Source organism: Reyranella sp., assembly GCF_017305915.1.
Taxonomy (GTDB): Bacteria; Pseudomonadota; Alphaproteobacteria; order Reyranellales; family Reyranellaceae; genus Reyranella.
In genome coordinates this window covers 1-15552 of sequence record NZ_JAFKJN010000052.1, presented here as the reverse complement: position 1 = coordinate 15552, position 15552 = coordinate 1, and the positions used below count along the sequence as shown (strand labels likewise).

Below are 15552 nucleotides of genomic sequence, written 5' to 3'. Positions count from 1 at the left end.
AGCTCAGCAGACGCGTCTGGCAAACCTATGACGACATCGTCCAGGGTTGTTGCGACGCTTGGAACTGGCTCATCGCCGACACTGTCCGCCTCGCTTCGATCACTACCCGCGAATGGGCATCGGTCAGAACTTAGGGCCGATGGTATAAGCTGCAGGAGCTGGACGCAAAGAAGGATCGCGAGCGTCGCCTCAAAGCCATCGAAGCCAGCGTCAAGCGAATCAAGTCTCTGCCTGTTCTATCCGCCGCGAGCGAAGACGAGACTCTGGGCTACAACAACAAGGGCTTCTTCGATTGATTGTCGTGGACAGCTCGGCGCTGCTCGCCATCTCGTTTGAGGAAGCCGAGCAGTCGGACTTCACGAACGCGATAATGGCGGTCGATGGCGCGAAGATCGGCGCGCCGAATTTTCTGGAGGCGTTGATGGTCGTCGAAGCGCGCGCCGGTGAGGCCGGAGGGCGCGAGCTGGACAAGATCGCCGCCAATCTCGGTCTGTCTATTGTCGTCTTTGAGGCTGCTCATGTCGTCGCTGCGCGCGAAGCCTTTCGGCGGTGCGGCGAGGGACGGCATCGGGCTTTGCTGAACTTCGGCGATTGCTGTGCCTATGGTCTCGCCAAGGCACTCGGGTTGCCGCTGCTCTTCAAAGGCAATGACTTCGTGCTGACGGATATCAAGCCGGCGCTCTAAGCCTCGACGCCCTCCAGCACACGCACCGTGAATCCGCCGGCCTGCAGGCCGGCGACCAGCTCGCCGATATGGGCGCGATCGCGGGTCTCAACGGTGACGTCGAGGTCGGCGGCCTTGGCGACCACGCCGCCGAACAGGCGGCCGTGCTGGACCTCGACGATGTTGCCGCCGGCCTTGCCGATGATGGTGGCGACCTTGGCGAGCTGGCCGGGCTGGTCGGTGATGCGCAAGCGCAGGCGCACGATCCGGCCGTCGCGCACCAGGCCGCGCATCAGCACCGAGGCGAGCAGGCGGGTGTCGATGTTGCCGCCGCTCAGCACCAGCCCGACCTTGCGGCCGGCGAACAACGCGGGATGGGCGAGCAGCGCCGCCAGGCTGGCGGCGCCTGCGCCTTCGGCCACGGTCTTCTCGACCTCGAGCAGCAGGGCGATGGCGTGCTCGATCTCGACCTCGTCGACCGACACGACCCTGTCGAGCAGCCTGCGACAGAGATCGAGCGGCAGCTTGCCGATGTCGCGCACCGCGATGCCCTCGGCGATGGTGTCGCCGCCCGCCTGCACCGGCTCGTTGGCCAGCAGTTGGCGCATCGCCGAATAGCCCAGGGTCTCGACGCCGATCAGCTTGATGTCGGGCTTGAGCCCGCGCGCGGCGACCGCGCAGCCCGCGATCATGCCGCCGCCGCCGACCGGCGCCACGATCGTGTCGAGCGCCGGCGCATCCTCGAGCATCTCGAGCGCGATCGTGCCCTGGCCCGCGATGATGCGCGGATCGTCGTAGGGATGGACGAACACCAGCTTCTGCGCGTCGGCCAGACGATGCGCCTCGGTCGCCGCTTCCGAAAGCGTGTCGCCGTGCAGCACCACCTTGGCGCCGTGGCCGCGGGTGTGCGTGACCTTGGTGTTGGGCGTGAAGGACGGCATGACGATGGTCGCCGGGATGCCGAGGCGGCCGGCGTGATAGGCGACGCCCTGCGCATGATTGCCGGCCGACATGGCGATCACGCCGCGCTTGCGCTCCTCGGGCGTGAGCTGCAGCAGGGTGTTCAGCGCGCCGCGCTCCTTGAACGAGGCGGTGAATTGCAGGTTCTCGAACTTGATCCAGATCTCGGCCTTGGCGATGCGCGACAGCGTCTCGCTGCGCAGGCAGGGCGTGCGCACCACGTCGCCGGCAATGCGGCCGGCGGCGGCGCGGATATCGTCGAGGGTGACGGGCAGGGAAGTCATGGTGTCCACGGGAGCCCACTAGCGCATTCGGCGCCGCTCGTCATTGAGAGGCCGGAGTAGAAATCCTCCCCATTCAGATGGGGAGGTGGCCGCGTCTTACGCGGACGGAGGGGTCATGAGCGGCATCGATGCTGTGGCCCCTGACCCCCTCCGTCGCCGTGTGACGGCGACACCTCCTCATCTGAATGGGCAGGATTGTTGGGTCAGCCCGCCAACCGGCGGTCGAGCCAATCGCGCGTGCGGTACCAGGCGCCGATCGCCGGCAGGAACCACGAGGGATCGCCGTTGTAGAGCGGATGATCGGGGAACGCGCGGCCGTCCAGCGGGTTGATCGGCGCGTTGCGGCCGCCGGCGATCTTCCGGGCGGTCTGGGTGCCGAGATAGGTCATCATCGCCACGCCGTTGCCGTTGCAGCCCAGCAGGTAATGCAGGCCCTCGTCGGTGCCCATGTGCGGCATGTAGTCGAGCGCGAAGGCGACGTTGCCCGTCCACACATGCGTGATCCTGATGCCGTCGAGCTGCGGGAAGCGGTCGACCATGTACTGGTAGAGCGCAGGCGCGCTCACTTCCGGCGGCGCCGCGGTGAAGCGGGCGCGGCCGCCGAAGATCAGCCGCTTGCCGTCGGGCGAGGGCCGGTAATAGGTCAGCACCCGCTTGGTGTCGCCGATCGCCCGCATCTCGGGAATCAGCATCTTGTCGGCGGGCTCGGGCAGCTCCTCGGTGGCGATGATGTGACTCGCTACCGGGACCACACGGCGCTTCAGCCGCGGCGTGAGATCGCCGGTGTAGCCGTTGGTCGCGACCACGACCTCGCTGCACTCGATCGGGCCTTTGGCCGTCAGCAACCGCCAGCCCTTCGATGTCTTCTCGGTGCGCTCGGCCTCGATCTCGGCGCACAGGATGGCGCCCGCCTTATGCGCGGCCTCGAGCAGGCCCTTGTAGTAGAGCGCCGGATGCAGGTGGCCGGCGCGCGTCGAGTGCATGCCGCCGAAGTAATAGTCCGACTTGATGAACGCGTGCTGGCGCTCGCGCGGCACCATCGACGCCCCGGCGTTGGCGTACTTGTTGTAGGTCTCGACCTTGGTCGCCATGTCGTCGTAGTGCTTGGGCGTCCAGGCGCCGACGAAGCGGCCGTTCTTGTGCAGGCCGCATTCGATGCCCTCGCGGGCGATGATGTCCTCGAGCACGGTGAGCGAATCGGCGCCGGCGCCCATCAGCTCGGCCTTCTTGCGCTCGAACTCCTCGGCGATCGGGCTCTTGCCGCCCAGGCCCTTGCCGAGATTGGTGCCGCCCGAGATCATGCCGCCGTTGCGCGTGCTGGCCCCGACGCCGAACACGCCGCGCTCCAGCACCACGGCGTCGATGCCGTTGCGCCGCAGCTCCAGCGCCGTCGACAGCCCGCCATAGCCCGCGCCGACGATCACCACTTGCGTCTTCGCCGGCGGGTCCTGCGACAGAGCGGTGTTGGGCGTCCAGGCTTCCCACCACCAGGGTTGGGCTTTGAACCCCGGGGCGTAGATGTCCTTGCGAGGCATGTCAGGCTGCCCTCTTGGTGGGCACCGGGGCGATTCGTGCCAGTCGGGGCCCCAGTCGCTGTCGAGCCGTCCACAAGTCGAGAGCCTCCTGCATGTGCAGGAAGAGTTCGGGCTGGCCACCTGTCAGCTGCGCGAAACGCAGCGCAACGCCGGCCGAGACGGCGGTGCGACCACGGAGGACCGAATGGAGAGCCTGCCGGCTGATTCCCATCCGCCGGGCGGCCTCGGTCACCGACAGCTCGGCATGCTCTTCGATGATTTCGCGTATAAGCTCGCCGGGATGGCTCGGGGCGCGGGTGATCTTGCGAAGAGGAAACTTACTCATTGTCGCATCCAAACATCTGTCATCCCGAGCGGAGCGAGGGATCCTTGATCGGCGGCGCCAAGGTCCCTCGCTCCGCTCGGGATGACAAGGTGCGCGCGGCGACGACGGACTAAAAGTCCGTCACCTTGCCGTTGAATTGCCAGTCGCCGTAGCGGGTCGGCTCGGGGCCGGGCGGGCCGCCGATCTCCTCGACCTTCTTGGGCTTCTCGGGCGGCGGGGTCGGCTTGGGGGCCGCCGGCTTTTCGGCTTCGGCCGTGGGTTTTTTCTCGTCGGTCATGGGGCCGCATGATGCCGCCGGGCGCCTTGATTCGCCACAGTCCGGAGCCATCTTTTCTCGCATGAACTATATGAAAACCGCCCTCTTGCTGGCGGCCCTGACGGGCTTCTTCCTGGCGGTCGGCTATCTGCTCGGCGGCCAGTCCGGGCTGCTCATCGCCCTCGTGGTGGCGCTGGGCATGAACCTCTTCGCCTACTGGAACAGCGACAGCATGGTGCTGCGCATGGCCGGCGCGCGCGAGGTCGGCCCGCAGGAGGCGCCCGAACTCTACGGCATCGTCCAGTCGTTGGCGCAGCGCGCCGGCCTGCCGATGCCGCGCGTCTACGTGATCGACGAGGACCAGCCCAACGCCTTCGCCACCGGCCGCAGCCCCGAGCATGCCGCGGTCGCGGTCAACAGCGGCCTGCTGCGTCATCTCTCGCGCGAGGAGGTGACCGGCGTGCTCGCGCATGAGCTGGGCCATGTGCGCAACCGCGACACGCTCACCATGACCGTGGCCGCGACGCTGTCGGGTGCGATCGGCATGCTGGCGACCTTCGGCGGCCTGATGGGCGGCGGCCGCGACGAGAACGGCCGGCCGATGATGAATCCCATCGTCGCCATCGCGGCGATGATCCTGGCGCCGCTCGCCGCCTCGCTGGTGCAGATGGCGATCAGCCGCAGCCGCGAGTACGAGGCCGACCGCGCCGGCGCGGAGATCTCGGGCAACCCGCTGTGGCTCGCCTCGGCGCTGCAGCGCCTGCACGAGGGCACGCAGGCGATTCCCAACGCCACCGCCGAAGCCAACCCGGCGACCGCGCACCTGTACATCGACAATCCCTTGTCGGGCGGCGGCATGCGCAGCCTGTTCTCGACCCATCCGCCGATGGAGGAGCGCATCGCCCGCCTGCAGGCGATGGCGAGCGAGTATCGCGCAGCGCCGCAGGCGGCTTCGGTGCGCCGTGGCGGCTCGGTGCCGCAGACCGACCGCGGCCCGTGGGGGTGATCTGGGGCTGATCCCGATCAGAAGTGCTCGAGCGCGGCCAGGCGGTCCTGCTTGACCAGCGTATCGGGGTTGGGCAGCGGCGCCTTGAGCAGCGCCTCGATGTCCAGGATGCCCGCGCCGAAGAGCTTGTCGTTCCAGCCAGCCGGCTTGCGCGCCGTCGACCTGATCAGCTTGCGGAACGCCTCGACATATTGCCAGGGCCGCGCGGCATACAGCTCGTCGAGCCTGCTGCCGTGATGCGCCTTCCACAGCGCAGCGGCGCCCGACACGTGCACCGTGGCGTATGACGTGCCGTCGCCGGTCCCGCCGTAGCGGGACGTGGCGACCGAGCCGTCGTTGTTGCGGCTCGGATCGGCGCGCCAGACGTCGGCCGCCGGCGCGCAGAGATCGACCGATATGCCGCGGCTGCCGCCGCTCCACGGCTCGTCGCGTTTGGTGATGCCGCCCGCGGCGATGGTCCGCGAATAGCGGCCCGGATAGGTGACCTCGCTGGTGTAGTTGCCGGCAGCCGCGACGATGATGACGCCCCGCTCGTAGGCGTCGTCGACCGCCTGGCCCATTTCGGTCGGCGCGTAGCAGGGATCGCCCAGGCTGATGCTGAGGATCGTGCAGCCGCCGTCGAGCACCGCATGGTTGATCGATTCGCCCATGCGGTTCTGCCAACCCAGCGTGTCGATGACCACGAAGTCAGTGACGCGATAGGGGACCACCGGTACGCGCGGCGCGACGCCCAGGAAGACGTTGTCGAGTCGCCCGGTGAGAACGCTGCAGGTTCGCGTGCCGTGGCCCGGCGTGCCCTTCGGCGACAGCGGATCCATCGTGCCCTGCCAGCCGTCGAAGGTGTTGATGCCGATTTGCGGCAGCAGGCTGGGGCTGAAGCCGTTGGTCCAGGGACCGAAGACCTCGTGCTCGGTGTAGCCCGTGTCGAGGTGGCCGACCCGCACCGAGCCCCAATTGATGTTGTCGATCCCGCCCAGCAGCGCCCACGCCTGGCGCGCGCGAACGGTGTCGAGGTTCCAGAGCATCGACGGGTTGGGCCGCCCGTCGGCGACGCCGGCCGGATTGGGGCCGCGGTCCTCGTAGCGCCGCACCAGCTCGTCGGCCGGCACGAGGGAGACGCCGTCGATGCCCGGGATGCCGCCCAGGAACGTCGCCAGCGCGTCGTTGTTGCCGCCCTGGGAGACGCGCAGCTCCTTGCCGGGCGCGCGGCTGATCGCATACCAACCGTCGTTCAGCGCGAACAGGACGCTGCCATCGCCGGTCACCAGGGTCTGCAGCCTCTCGTCGATGGCCGCGACATCGGCGGTCGGGGCGACGTGGATCAGCACGAACGACGGCGGGGCGTCGACTCGACTGGCGCGATCTGCGGGCATGGTCGGTCTCCGCTCAGCGCCGCCACCACGGACCGGTCGCCGTCGCGAGAGCAGGACCGGGCGGCGGAGCAAGCGCCGCCAGCGTCGAGAAGGCGCCGATGTCGGCGTTCTGGCCGACGTCGCGGTCGACCGCGAGCTGGCCGTTGCAGATGAGCGTCGGCGGCGCGGTGATGACCTGGACGATGGTCGCGGCCCTGGCGTAGGTGGTGTAGCCCCGCCAGCCGCGCGAGCCGGAGAGCCAGCCCAGCGACGCCAGGTTGGCGCCGATGAGGGTGCTGCACACCAGGCCCGATCCGTAGACGCCGATCCGGTACGGTGCGCCGCCGTTGCGGAAGGTGCTGTTGACGGCCGCGAAGTAGCTCGTGATCGCCGAGCCGACCTCGCCGGGGTCGGCATCGAAATCGACGGCGAAATAGATCGCCGATCCCGCCGGCTGGCCGATGCTTGCGGCGTGGCCGAGCGCAGCCTGCGCGTCGGCGACGCCCTGCTGGGCGCTGAACCAGCCGATCTTGTTGCCGGCGCCTTCGAACACCGCGACGATCGCCAGGCCGGCGCCGACCAGGACTTGGGCCTCGGCGGTGGTCAGCGCGCCGGTGCTGCCCGGACGGTAGTAGCGGCACACGAAGCGGGCGCCGTCGGCGGCGATGCACGCGGCGAAGCCGGTGCAATCGGTGCTGGTGTCGATGCCATTGGCCAGAGCGGCCGCCACGGCGAGCGGGCTGGGGGGCGGTGCCACCGCAGGCAGCAGGCCCATCGCCGGCGGCAGTGGCGGCGGGGCCGCGCGCGGAGCGGGTGCGGCGCCTGGCGGGGGCAGGGTCGCCGCCATGGTCTTCTGGGCAACGCTGGCGTCGACCGCTTCCTTGCCGAAGCCGAGGATGCCCTGGAACAGCAGGATGGCGCCCTTGCTGCCGCCGGCAACCACCGCGGCGGTCAGGATCACGCCGATCGAGAGCAGGTTCCCTTCCGGCTTGGGCGGCTGCTGCCCCATGACTTGCAGCAGGTCGAACTTCATCTGCCAGCAGATCACCCAGGCGACCGCGAAGGCGAGCGGCGCGCGCAGCTTCTTCCGCTCGAGGAAGTCCTTCAGCGGACCCCATTCGAAGGGCAGCGACAGCGCCCGTTCGAGGAACATCGCCAGCACGACCACCACGGCGAGCGCGCTGAGTACCTGTTCGAAATACTGCGCGTTGTACATGCTGCCCCCTTGGTCCTGCCTCTATGGGTTGCAGGTCATCATAGGTGCACAAATCGTGCGGTCGACTGTTTTCTGCGATGGGGGGCGTGGCCATTCCGGGGGGCATGCGCGCGATTTGAGCTCCGACGAACGGAGCCTTGCGCCACCGACGCCGGACGCCGTCTCACGCGGCGAGACTCGCGAGACGCCTAGGGCTTCGGCAGTGCCTCGGGCTGCTCGCCCATGTCGACGCTCTGGATGCGCTCGCCGCGGCGCATGATCTGCGTCGCCGAGGTGTCGATGTCGCGCAGGTCGGTCTCGGTCTGCGTGAAATGGCGCTTCAGCTTGTCGACGCGTTCTTGCAGGCGCCGCGTGTCGCCCATCATCAGGCCGACCAGCTTCTGGATCTCGCCGGCCTGCTCGCGCATCTGCACGTCCTTCAGGACGGCGCGCACGGTGTTGAGCGTCGCCATCATGGTGGTCGGCGACACGATCCAGACCCGCGCCTTGTAGGATTCGTCGACGATGCCGCCGAAGTTGGCATGCAGCTCGGCGTAGATCGCCTCCGACGGCAGGAACAGCAGCGCCGATTCGGCCGTCTCGCCCTCGATGATGTACTTCGACTTGATGTCGCGGATGTGCAGGCGCATCGCCGCCTGGAAGGCGCGCTGCGCCACCGCGAGCCCTTGCGTGTCGCCCGCCTGCACCGCGCGCAGCGCGTGGTAGCTCTCGAGCGGGAACTTGGCGTCGATCGCGATCGAACCCGGCGGCTTGGGCAGCTTCAGCAGGCAGTCGGCGCGCACGCCGGTCGACAGGGTGCATTGCAGCTCGTAGGCCGACGGCGGCAGCGCGCTCGACACCAGGTCGTTGAGCTGCACCTCGCCGAAAGCGCCGCGCGCCTGCTTGTTGGTCAGGATCTGCTGCAGGCTCACGACCTGGGTCGACAGCTCGCCGATCTTCTTCTGCGCCTCGTCGATGCGCGCCAGCCGCTCGCGCAGGTCGGTGACGACCTGGCCGGTCGCCTTCTCGCTCTTCTCCAGCCGCTCGCCGACCAGGTTGGCGAGCGTCCGTTCCTGGTCGCGCAGCGATTGCTCGACCCGCTGCACGGTGTCGGCCAGCGCGCCTTGCGCCCGCGCATCGCTGCGGCGCATCAGGACGACGGCCAGCGCCGCACCCAGCGCCAGCACCGCGGCCAGCAGAACGTAGACCAGGATATCCATTGCCAGCCTTTATAGGCGGGACTAAGCCCAATACCCAGCATGCCTATCCCCAAGCACGATCCCGACGTCTGGCTGTTCGACCTGGACAACACGCTGTATCCCGCGAAGTGCAACCTCTTCGCGCAGATCGACGTGCGCATCGGCCGTTATATCTCGGACTGGCTCAAGGTCGACGCCGAGGAAGCGCGCCGCGTGCAGAAGCAGTACTGGCGCGACCACGGTACCTCGATGCGGGGCATGATGTCCCTGCACGGCGTCGATCCCGTCCATTACCTGAACTATGTGCACGACATCGACTATTCGCCGGTCGAGGCCAATCCGGCGCTCGAGCAGGCGCTGGCCGCGCTGCCGGGCCGCAAGCTGATCTTCACCGCCGGCGACGTGCCGCACGCCGAGAAGGTGATGGAGCGGCTGGGCGTGGCGCACCATTTCGAGGCGATCTTCGACATCGTCGCCGGCGACTACTGGCCCAAGCCGCACCAGGCGATCTACGACAAGCTGGTGGTGAAGCACGGCGTCGATCCCGGGCGCGCGGCGTTCGCCGACGACATCGCGGTCAACCTCAAGCCTGCGCACGACATGGGCATGCGCACGGTGTGGATCCGCACCGAGGAGAGCGTGAAGCGCGCCGAGGGCCTCAGCCTGGATCACATCCATCATCAGACCGACGATCTCGCGGCCTGGCTCGCGGATTGGGTCTCGGAGAGGAGCGTCAAGAAGTGAAGATCCTGATTTTGGGCGCCGGCGCGGTCGGCGGCTATTGGGGTGCGCGGATGCACCAGGCCGGCGTCGACGTCACTTTCCTGCTGCGCGAGAAGCGCGCCGAGACGGTGCGCAAGAACGGCCTGGTGGTGAAAAGCCCGAAGACCGGCGACGCGACGCTGCCCGTGAAGGTCGTGACCAGGGCGACCGAGGGCGGCCCGTACGACGTCATCATCCTCGCCTGCAAGGGCTACGACCTGCCGTCGGCCATGGACGCGATCGCGCCGGCGGTCGGCGCCGACACCACCCTCGTGCCGATCCTGAACGGGCACCTGCATTTCGCGACGCTCGATGCGCGCTTCGGCAGGGACAAGGTCGCGGGCGGTCTGGCGCGCATCTCCGGCATGCTGGGGCCGAACGGCGAGATCCTGCATTCCGGCGCGTCGGGCGTGTCGTTCGGCGAGCGCGAGGCGAAGACCGCGCGGGCGTCTCTCGTCGAGCTCGACGCCGCCTGCAGGAAGGCCGGTATCGAGGGCGGGCTCAACCCCAGCATCAACCAGGATCTCTGGGACAAGTGGATCATGCTGGGCTCGATCGCCTCGATGTGCTCGGCGATGCGCGGCACGGTCGGTGACATTATGGAGTCCGAGGACGGCGGCGCCATCATGGGCGAGATCCTCGAGGAATGCCGCAAGGTCGCCGCGGCCGAGGGCTATCCGCCGAGCGACCAGGTGATCGGCGCGCTCAAGGCCGGCCTGACCCAGAAGGGCGGCAAGGCGGTCGCCTCGATCCTGGGCGACATCGAGAAGGGCGGTGCGGTCGAGGCCAGGTCGATCGTCGGCGACATGCTGGCGCGGGCCCGCCAGCACGGCGTCGCGGCGCCCAACCTGCGCTTCGCCTATGCGCATCTGCAGACCTACGAGGCGCGGCGGGCGCGCGACGGACTGAAAGGGTAGCCGACATGAAGATCCTGATCCTGGGCGCCGGCGCGATCGGCGGCTATGTCGGCGGCCGCCTGCATCAGAGCGGCGCGGACGTGACCTTCCTCGTGCGGCCCGCGCGCCAGCAGGCGTTGCGCGACGGCCTCGTCATCAAGAGCACCAAGGGCGACATCACCCAGACGGTGAAGACCGTGCTCGAGGCGAGCGAAGGCGGCCCCTACGACATCGTGTTGCTGACGCCCAAGGCCTACGATCTCGATTCGGCGGTCGAGGCGATCGCGCCGGCCGTCGGCGCGAGCACGACGGTCGTGCCGCTGCTGAACGGCATGCGCCATCTCGACGTGCTCGAGGCCAGGTTCGGCAAGGACAAGGTGGTCGGCGGCCTGGCGCGCGTCGGCGTCGCCCTGTCGGCCGAGGGTGCGATCCTGCACACCAGCCCGTTCGCCGCGATTTCGTTCGGCGAGCGCGACGGCCGGGAGCCGCGGGCTTCGCTGAAGGAGCTCGATGCCGCGGTGAAGAAGTCCGGCGTCGATGGCGGCCTGCACGCCAACATCGTGCAGGACCTGTGGGACAAGTGGGTCATGCTGTGCTCGCTGGCGGCGACCAACTGCCTGATGCGCGGCTCGTCCGGTGACATTCTCGAGGCCGACGAGGGCCGCGCCATCGTCCTGGAGACGGTCGACGAGTGCCGGAAGGTGGCGGGCGCGGCCGGGCACGATCCCGGCGAGAAGGGCATGCAGACGATCCGCGGCTTTCTCACCGTGAAAGGCTCGCGCTTCACCGCCTCGATGCTGCACGACCTCGAGAAGGGCGCGATGGTCGAAGCCGACCATATCGTGGGCGACATGATCGCCCGGGCGAAAAAGGCTGGAATTTCAACGCCCAACCTGCGGATTTCCTCCGCGCACCTGCAAGTCTATTTGGCCCGGCGGTCGCGGGCAGGGTAGGCTGCATGATGGCTACTCGCACACGCTCGACGCACATCATCGTCAGCAACGCTGAATATGAGCGGCTGACCGACCTCGCCAGCGCTTCCATGGAGCGCCTGCCCGAAGTGGCGCAGGAACTGCTCGACGAGCTCGAACGCGCCAAGATCGTCGACGCCAAGGACGTGCCGACGGACGTCGTTCGCATGGGCTCGACCGTGACCTTCAAGTCCGACGACGGCAATACGCGCACGCTCAAGCTGGTCTATCCCGCCGACGAGAGTCTCGACGAGCACCGCATCTCGGTGATGACGCCGGTCGGCGTGGCGCTGATCGGGCTCGGGACCGGCCAGTCGATTTCCTGGACCGCGCGCGACGGCAAGCACCACCGGCTCACCGTCACCAAGGTGGCGTGACCGGGGTTACTTGATCAGGCCGGCGCTGCGCGGCAGGAACAGCGTGAGGTCGGGCAGCAGGATGATCAGCAGCAGCCCGACCATCAGCGCCGCGACGTAGGGCATGTAGGACCGCCAGTGCTGGCCGACCGTGAGGTTGGCGAAGCGCAGCGCCATCAGCAGGCCGACGCCCATCGGCGGCAGGAACAGGCCGATGCCGACCGCCGCGGTCTGCACGATGTTGAAGTGGATGGGGTCGATTCCCATCTTCTCGGCGATCGGGAAGACCACCGGGATCAGCACCACCGCCGCCGGCAGGCCCTCGAGCACCATGCCGAACAGCATGGTGATCAGCGCCGTCGCCAGCAGGAACAGCCAGTGCGCGTGCTCGAGCGGCGCCAGCACTTTCGCGAGCAGCGTCGGCACGCCCGACACGCCCATCAGGTACTGGAACACCGAGGCGACCGCGAGCAGGAACACCACCGACGCCGTCAGGATGGCGCTGTCGTAGGCGAGCCGCGCCATCTGCGTCCAGGTGACGTTCCTGTAGTAGAGCTTGGCCGCGACGAAGGCGTAGCCCGCCACCACCGCGCCGGCCTCGGTCGCGGTGAAGACGCCGAGGAAGAAGCCGCCCAGGATCACGATCGGGATGACCAGCGGTACCGCGGCGTTGCGGGCGGTCGAGAAGATCAGCGGGATGCTGGGCTTGCCGTCGACCGGCCAGTCGTATTTGCGGGCGCGGAACCACACCAGCACCATCAGGCAGACCATGATGGTGGCGGCCGGGATGAAGCCGCCGAGGAACAGCGCCACTGCCGAGGTGTTGGTCACCTGGGCGATCACGATCATGAAGATCGCCGGCGGCACCAGCATGCCCATCGCCGTGCCGGCGGCGATCAGCGACGCCGAGTCCTCGCGCTTGTAGCCGGCCTTGGTGAGCGGCGGCATCAGGGTCGAGCCGAGCGCCGAGACCTCGGCCATCTTCGAGCCGCAGATGTCGGAGAAGAAGTAGGCGACCACGATCACCGACATGCCGAGCCCGCCCTTGACCCAGCCGACCAGCGCGCGCGCGAAGTCGACCAGGGCGTGGCTCATGCCGCATTTCTCCATCAGGCCGCCGGCGAAGACGAAGGCGGGGATGGCGAGCAGCACCCAGCTCTGCGAGCCCGAGACCATGGCCGAGCTCAGCACCTGCAGGTCGTAGCCGCCGAGGAACAGGCCGGCGACGCCGGCGACGCCTAAAGCGAACACGATCGGCATCGAGAACAGGATCAGGACGACGAACAGGGCCGCGACGAACAGAAGAAGCATCAGTGCACGGCGTCCGGGTCGATAGGGGGTGGGGAGACGATCATCGAGATCGCGTAGATCACCAGCAGCACGCCGCCCGCCACGACGGAGGCGTAGAGCATGGCCAGGTTGATCTCGAGGCCGGGCGTGACCAGCGTGCTGTTGAGCAGGCAGAGCTTGACGCCGTACCAGGCGGCGATGGCGCCGATCGCCGCGATCAGCACGTGGTGGATGCGCTCGACCAGCGACTGGGCGCGCGGCGACCAGTTGTGGGTCAGAACGTGCAGGGTGAAGTGGCTGCGCTCGCGCACGCCGATCGCGGCGCCGACCAGGGTCAGCCAGGCCAGCATCATCTCGCCGACCTCCTCGACCCAGGTGAAGCGGACCGGATCGAGGTCGAAGTAGTCGGTGACCTCGATCATGACGTAGCGCAGGAAGACGCCGATCAGCAGGTTGACGATGGCAGCGACGAGCAGCAGCGCGACGACGATGCGCGGGATGTTGGCGATGAAGCGGGCCAACGTCCGTTAAGCCTTGAAGGTCTCGATCTGGTCCCAGAGCTCGCCGTACTGCTTCTTGTAGGCCGGCCAGATCTTGTCCTGCGCGACCTTGCGGAAGGCCGCGACGTCGCCCTTGACCACGGTCATGCCCTTGGGCTCGAGCTCCTTCTTGGCGGCCTCGAAGTTGTCGACCGATTCGGTGAGCTGGCGGCACTTCTCCTGCGCCTCGCGGCTGGTGTCCATCATCAGCTTCTTGTGCGCGTCGGAGAGCCCTTCCCAGGTCGCGAGGTTCATGGTGTTGAGCGTCGGCCCGTAGTTGTGGAAGGTCATCGAGCAGTACTTCGAGACCTCGTAGATCTTGAGCGCGATCTGGTTGACGATCGGCAGGTCGCCGCCGTCGATCACGCCCTGCTTGGCGGCCGAGATCACCTCGCCCCACGCCATCGGCACGGCGTTGCCGCCGAGGCCGTTGATGGTGTCGCCGAACACCTTGGCCTGCTGCACGCGGATCTTGGCGCCGCGCAGGTCCTTGGGCTCGACGATCGGCTTCTTCGACGTCCAGAAATGGCGGAAGCCATAGTCGAAGAAGCACATGGTCTTGAGCTTGTACTTTTCCTGGAACTGCTTATCGAGCGTGTCGCCGATCTTGCCGTTGAACATCTTGTAGGCCTGGTCGTAGTCCTTCACGAGGTAGGGCACGAGGAACACGCCCATCTCGGGGAACACCGTCGCCGCCGCGCCGGCCGGCCCGCCCATCTGGACGTTGCCCGACTTCACGGCGTTCATGATCTCCAGCTCCTTGCTCATCAAGGTGGCGCCGAAGAACTGCATGTCGATCTCGCCGTTGGAGCGCTTCTTCACCTCCTGCGCCTGCCAGTCGAAGGCGATGGCGGCGGACTCCGGCACGGCGTTGATGTGGGCCATCACCATCTTGATGGGCGCGGCCTTGGCGATGGTCGGCGCGAGGCCGCTGGCGACGATGCCGGCGAGGCCGCCCTTCATCACCGTGCGGCGTCGCACGGGTAAGTTACGGCTGCTGATCTTCATGATGTCGGCCACGGCGCCCTCCCGAAAAGGCGATTGATTTATATGAAAATCCTATACCGCCGCGGGAGGGGCGCAAAGCATTACGGTCGATAACGCAGCAGTGCGACACCAAAGCCTGCGAAGATCGCGCCGCTCAACCGGTTGAGACGGCGCTGCCACACCGCTTGCACGAGATAACGCGACAAACCGCGGGCGCTCGACGCGACCGTGACGTAGGCGCACGCTTCCACCATGAGGAACGTCGCGACCAGCAATCCGAATTGCGGAATCCACGGCGCCGACTTGGTGATGAATTGCGGGAAGAACGCGGCAGCGAACACCAGCAGCTTGGGATTGCTGATGCCGACCAGGAAGCCGCCGCGAAAATGCGCAAAGCGGCTCGCGGTTTCGCGCGGCGAGTCGTTCACGCCGACATCGGCCGCTGGCGCGCGCCAGGTCTGGACGCCGAGCCAGATCAGATAGGCGGCACCGGCGTACTTCATCGCCTCGAACGCCGCCGGCACCGCCAGCATGAAGGCGCTGACGCCCGCCACCGAGGCACTGAGGATGATCAGCAGCGCCAGCAGGCAGCCGGTCATGGCGAGCATCGCCGCGCCGAAGCCGAAGCGGATGCTGCGGCTGGTGACGTAGAAGATGTTCGGCCCCGGCGTGGCCGAGATCAGCAGAACCGCGCCGAGATAGAGCCAATAGGTTTGCAGCGTCATGAAAGCCTTCCTCCCCGTTCATACGGGGAGGTGGCGCCGTCTTACGGCGTCGGAGGGGTCATGGGCAACGCGGTCGTCGTGCATGACCCCTCCGTCAGCGTAAGACGCTGACACCTTGTGTCTTGGAATGGGTGCAGACTGCGGTCGCCAGAGGATCGGCTCGCACCCGATCCTCTGGCGCGGCAGGAGAGCCCGTCTGGCACCAAGACTGCACGTCGTTGGGGAGCTTGGGCCCCGGCCGTTGTCTTCG

The 15552-nt window shown here is 67.7% G+C and carries 17 protein-coding genes; 6 read left to right on the top strand and 11 right to left on the bottom strand.

Translation table 11 applies throughout. From position 1 onward, the window contains the following. Window positions 1–301: 301 nt before the first annotated feature. Window positions 302–685: a type II toxin-antitoxin system VapC family toxin gene (locus J0J01_RS32440; protein ID WP_296387780.1), complete on the top strand. Its 384-nt coding sequence runs from the start codon at window positions 302–304 to the stop codon at window positions 683–685. Here the strand turns inward: J0J01_RS32440 and J0J01_RS32435 are convergent. The 4 genes from J0J01_RS32435 to J0J01_RS32420 all read right to left on the bottom strand — a co-directional run bounded on the left by J0J01_RS32435 (window position 682) and on the right by J0J01_RS32420 (window position 4045). Further along, window positions 682–1908 (bottom strand): threonine ammonia-lyase, encoded by a 1227-nt coding sequence (locus J0J01_RS32435; RefSeq protein WP_296387779.1) that lies wholly within the window; start codon window positions 1906–1908, stop codon window positions 682–684. The genes J0J01_RS32440 and J0J01_RS32435 overlap by 4 nt on opposite strands. Window positions 1909–2111: 203 nt before the next feature. Further along, window positions 2112–3443 carry an FAD-dependent oxidoreductase gene (locus tag J0J01_RS32430; RefSeq protein WP_296387778.1) on the bottom strand — a complete coding sequence of 444 codons (1332 nt, stop codon included), beginning with the start codon at window positions 3441–3443 and terminating at the stop codon, window positions 2112–2114. A 1-nt stretch (window position 3444) separates the two neighbouring features. Next, a complete protein-coding gene (locus J0J01_RS32425; protein ID WP_296387777.1) occupies window positions 3445–3768 on the bottom strand; it encodes a HigA family addiction module antitoxin in 324 nt (107 codons plus the stop codon). A gap of 109 nt (window positions 3769–3877) precedes the next feature. Further along, complete coding sequence (locus tag J0J01_RS32420) at window positions 3878–4045, bottom strand: DUF1674 domain-containing protein (protein WP_296387776.1); 168 nt, start codon at window positions 4043–4045, stop codon at window positions 3878–3880. 61 nt (window positions 4046–4106) lie between these two features. Between J0J01_RS32420 and htpX the strand changes: the two genes are divergently transcribed. Next, a complete protein-coding gene (gene htpX / locus J0J01_RS32415; protein WP_296387775.1) occupies window positions 4107–5030 on the top strand; it encodes a zinc metalloprotease HtpX in 924 nt (307 codons plus the stop codon). A 17-nt stretch (window positions 5031–5047) separates the two neighbouring features. Here the strand turns inward: htpX and J0J01_RS32410 are convergent, their stop codons facing one another. From J0J01_RS32410 to rmuC, 3 genes are all read right to left on the bottom strand, one after another. Beyond that, a complete protein-coding gene (locus tag J0J01_RS32410; protein ID WP_296387774.1) occupies window positions 5048–6403 on the bottom strand; it encodes a S8/S53 family peptidase in 1356 nt (451 codons plus the stop codon). A gap of 13 nt (window positions 6404–6416) precedes the next feature. Continuing rightward, window positions 6417–7598 carry a DUF1906 domain-containing protein gene (locus tag J0J01_RS32405; RefSeq protein ID WP_296387773.1) on the bottom strand — a complete coding sequence of 394 codons (1182 nt, stop codon included), beginning with the start codon at window positions 7596–7598 and terminating at the stop codon, window positions 6417–6419. Window positions 7599–7786: 188 nt separating this feature from the next. Continuing rightward, entirely contained in the window at window positions 7787–8797 is a 1011-nt protein-coding gene (rmuC, locus tag J0J01_RS32400; protein ID WP_296387772.1) for a DNA recombination protein RmuC, read from the bottom strand. Window positions 8798–8836: 39 nt separating this feature from the next. Here rmuC and J0J01_RS32395 point away from each other — a divergent pair, with 39 nt between their 5' ends. From J0J01_RS32395 to rnk, 4 genes are read left to right on the top strand one after another with little or no spacing between them, the layout of a single operon-like run. Further along, window positions 8837–9520: a pyrimidine 5'-nucleotidase gene (locus J0J01_RS32395; protein WP_296387771.1), complete on the top strand. Its 684-nt coding sequence runs from the start codon at window positions 8837–8839 to the stop codon at window positions 9518–9520. Next, window positions 9517–10455 (top strand): ketopantoate reductase family protein, encoded by a 939-nt coding sequence (locus tag J0J01_RS32390; protein ID WP_296387770.1) that lies wholly within the window; start codon window positions 9517–9519, stop codon window positions 10453–10455. The genes J0J01_RS32395 and J0J01_RS32390 overlap by 4 nt, the downstream gene beginning before the upstream one ends. 5 nt (window positions 10456–10460) lie before the next feature. After that, window positions 10461–11387 carry a ketopantoate reductase family protein gene (locus tag J0J01_RS32385; RefSeq protein ID WP_296387769.1) on the top strand — a complete coding sequence of 309 codons (927 nt, stop codon included), beginning with the start codon at window positions 10461–10463 and terminating at the stop codon, window positions 11385–11387. Between the two features lie 8 nt (window positions 11388–11395). Further along, the gene (gene rnk, locus J0J01_RS32380; RefSeq protein ID WP_296387768.1) at window positions 11396–11782 is read left to right on the top strand and encodes a nucleoside diphosphate kinase regulator; all 387 of its coding nucleotides are present in this window, start codon (window positions 11396–11398) and stop codon (window positions 11780–11782) included. 6 nt (window positions 11783–11788) lie between these two features. Here rnk and J0J01_RS32375 read toward each other — a convergent pair whose 3' ends face one another. The 4 genes from J0J01_RS32375 to J0J01_RS32360 all read right to left on the bottom strand — a co-directional run bounded on the left by J0J01_RS32375 (window position 11789) and on the right by J0J01_RS32360 (window position 15302). Next, window positions 11789–13072 (bottom strand): TRAP transporter large permease, encoded by a 1284-nt coding sequence (locus J0J01_RS32375; protein ID WP_296387767.1) that lies wholly within the window; start codon window positions 13070–13072, stop codon window positions 11789–11791. Beyond that, on the bottom strand, window positions 13072–13572 hold the full coding sequence (locus J0J01_RS32370; protein ID WP_296387766.1) for a TRAP transporter small permease subunit: 501 nt from the start codon (window positions 13570–13572) through the stop codon (window positions 13072–13074). Before J0J01_RS32370 ends, J0J01_RS32375 begins: the two co-directional genes overlap by 1 nt. Before the next feature lie 6 nt (window positions 13573–13578). Next, entirely contained in the window at window positions 13579–14610 is a 1032-nt protein-coding gene (locus J0J01_RS32365) for a TRAP transporter substrate-binding protein (RefSeq protein ID WP_296387765.1), read from the bottom strand. 68 nt (window positions 14611–14678) lie between these two features. Beyond that, the gene (locus J0J01_RS32360; RefSeq protein ID WP_296387764.1) at window positions 14679–15302 is read right to left on the bottom strand and encodes a LysE family translocator; all 624 of its coding nucleotides are present in this window, start codon (window positions 15300–15302) and stop codon (window positions 14679–14681) included. Window positions 15303–15552 lie beyond the last annotated feature (250 nt).

Excerpts from the sequence above, each read along its gene's own strand:
- J0J01_RS32420 (WP_296387776.1), bottom strand. The coding sequence starts at position 4,045 with ATGACCGACGAGAAAAAACCCACGGCCGAAGCCGAAAAGCCGGCGGCC.
- J0J01_RS32375 (WP_296387767.1), bottom strand. The coding sequence starts at position 13,072 with ATGCTTCTTCTGTTCGTCGCGGCCCTGTTCGTCGTCCTGATCCTGTTC.
- J0J01_RS32405 (WP_296387773.1), bottom strand. The coding sequence starts at position 7,598 with ATGTACAACGCGCAGTATTTCGAACAGGTACTCAGCGCGCTCGCCGTG.
- J0J01_RS32430 (WP_296387778.1), bottom strand. The coding sequence starts at position 3,443 with ATGCCTCGCAAGGACATCTACGCCCCGGGGTTCAAAGCCCAACCCTGG.
- J0J01_RS32410 (WP_296387774.1), bottom strand. The coding sequence starts at position 6,403 with ATGCCCGCAGATCGCGCCAGTCGAGTCGACGCCCCGCCGTCGTTCGTG.
- htpX (WP_296387775.1), top strand. The coding sequence starts at position 4,107 with ATGAACTATATGAAAACCGCCCTCTTGCTGGCGGCCCTGACGGGCTTC.
- J0J01_RS32395 (WP_296387771.1), top strand. The coding sequence starts at position 8,837 with ATGCCTATCCCCAAGCACGATCCCGACGTCTGGCTGTTCGACCTGGAC.
- rnk (WP_296387768.1), top strand. The coding sequence starts at position 11,396 with ATGGCTACTCGCACACGCTCGACGCACATCATCGTCAGCAACGCTGAA.
- rmuC (WP_296387772.1), bottom strand. The coding sequence starts at position 8,797 with ATGGATATCCTGGTCTACGTTCTGCTGGCCGCGGTGCTGGCGCTGGGT.
- J0J01_RS32435 (WP_296387779.1), bottom strand. The coding sequence starts at position 1,908 with ATGACTTCCCTGCCCGTCACCCTCGACGATATCCGCGCCGCCGCCGGC.
- J0J01_RS32385 (WP_296387769.1), top strand. The coding sequence starts at position 10,461 with ATGAAGATCCTGATCCTGGGCGCCGGCGCGATCGGCGGCTATGTCGGC.
- J0J01_RS32360 (WP_296387764.1), bottom strand. The coding sequence starts at position 15,302 with ATGACGCTGCAAACCTATTGGCTCTATCTCGGCGCGGTTCTGCTGATC.
- J0J01_RS32425 (WP_296387777.1), bottom strand. The coding sequence starts at position 3,768 with ATGAGTAAGTTTCCTCTTCGCAAGATCACCCGCGCCCCGAGCCATCCC.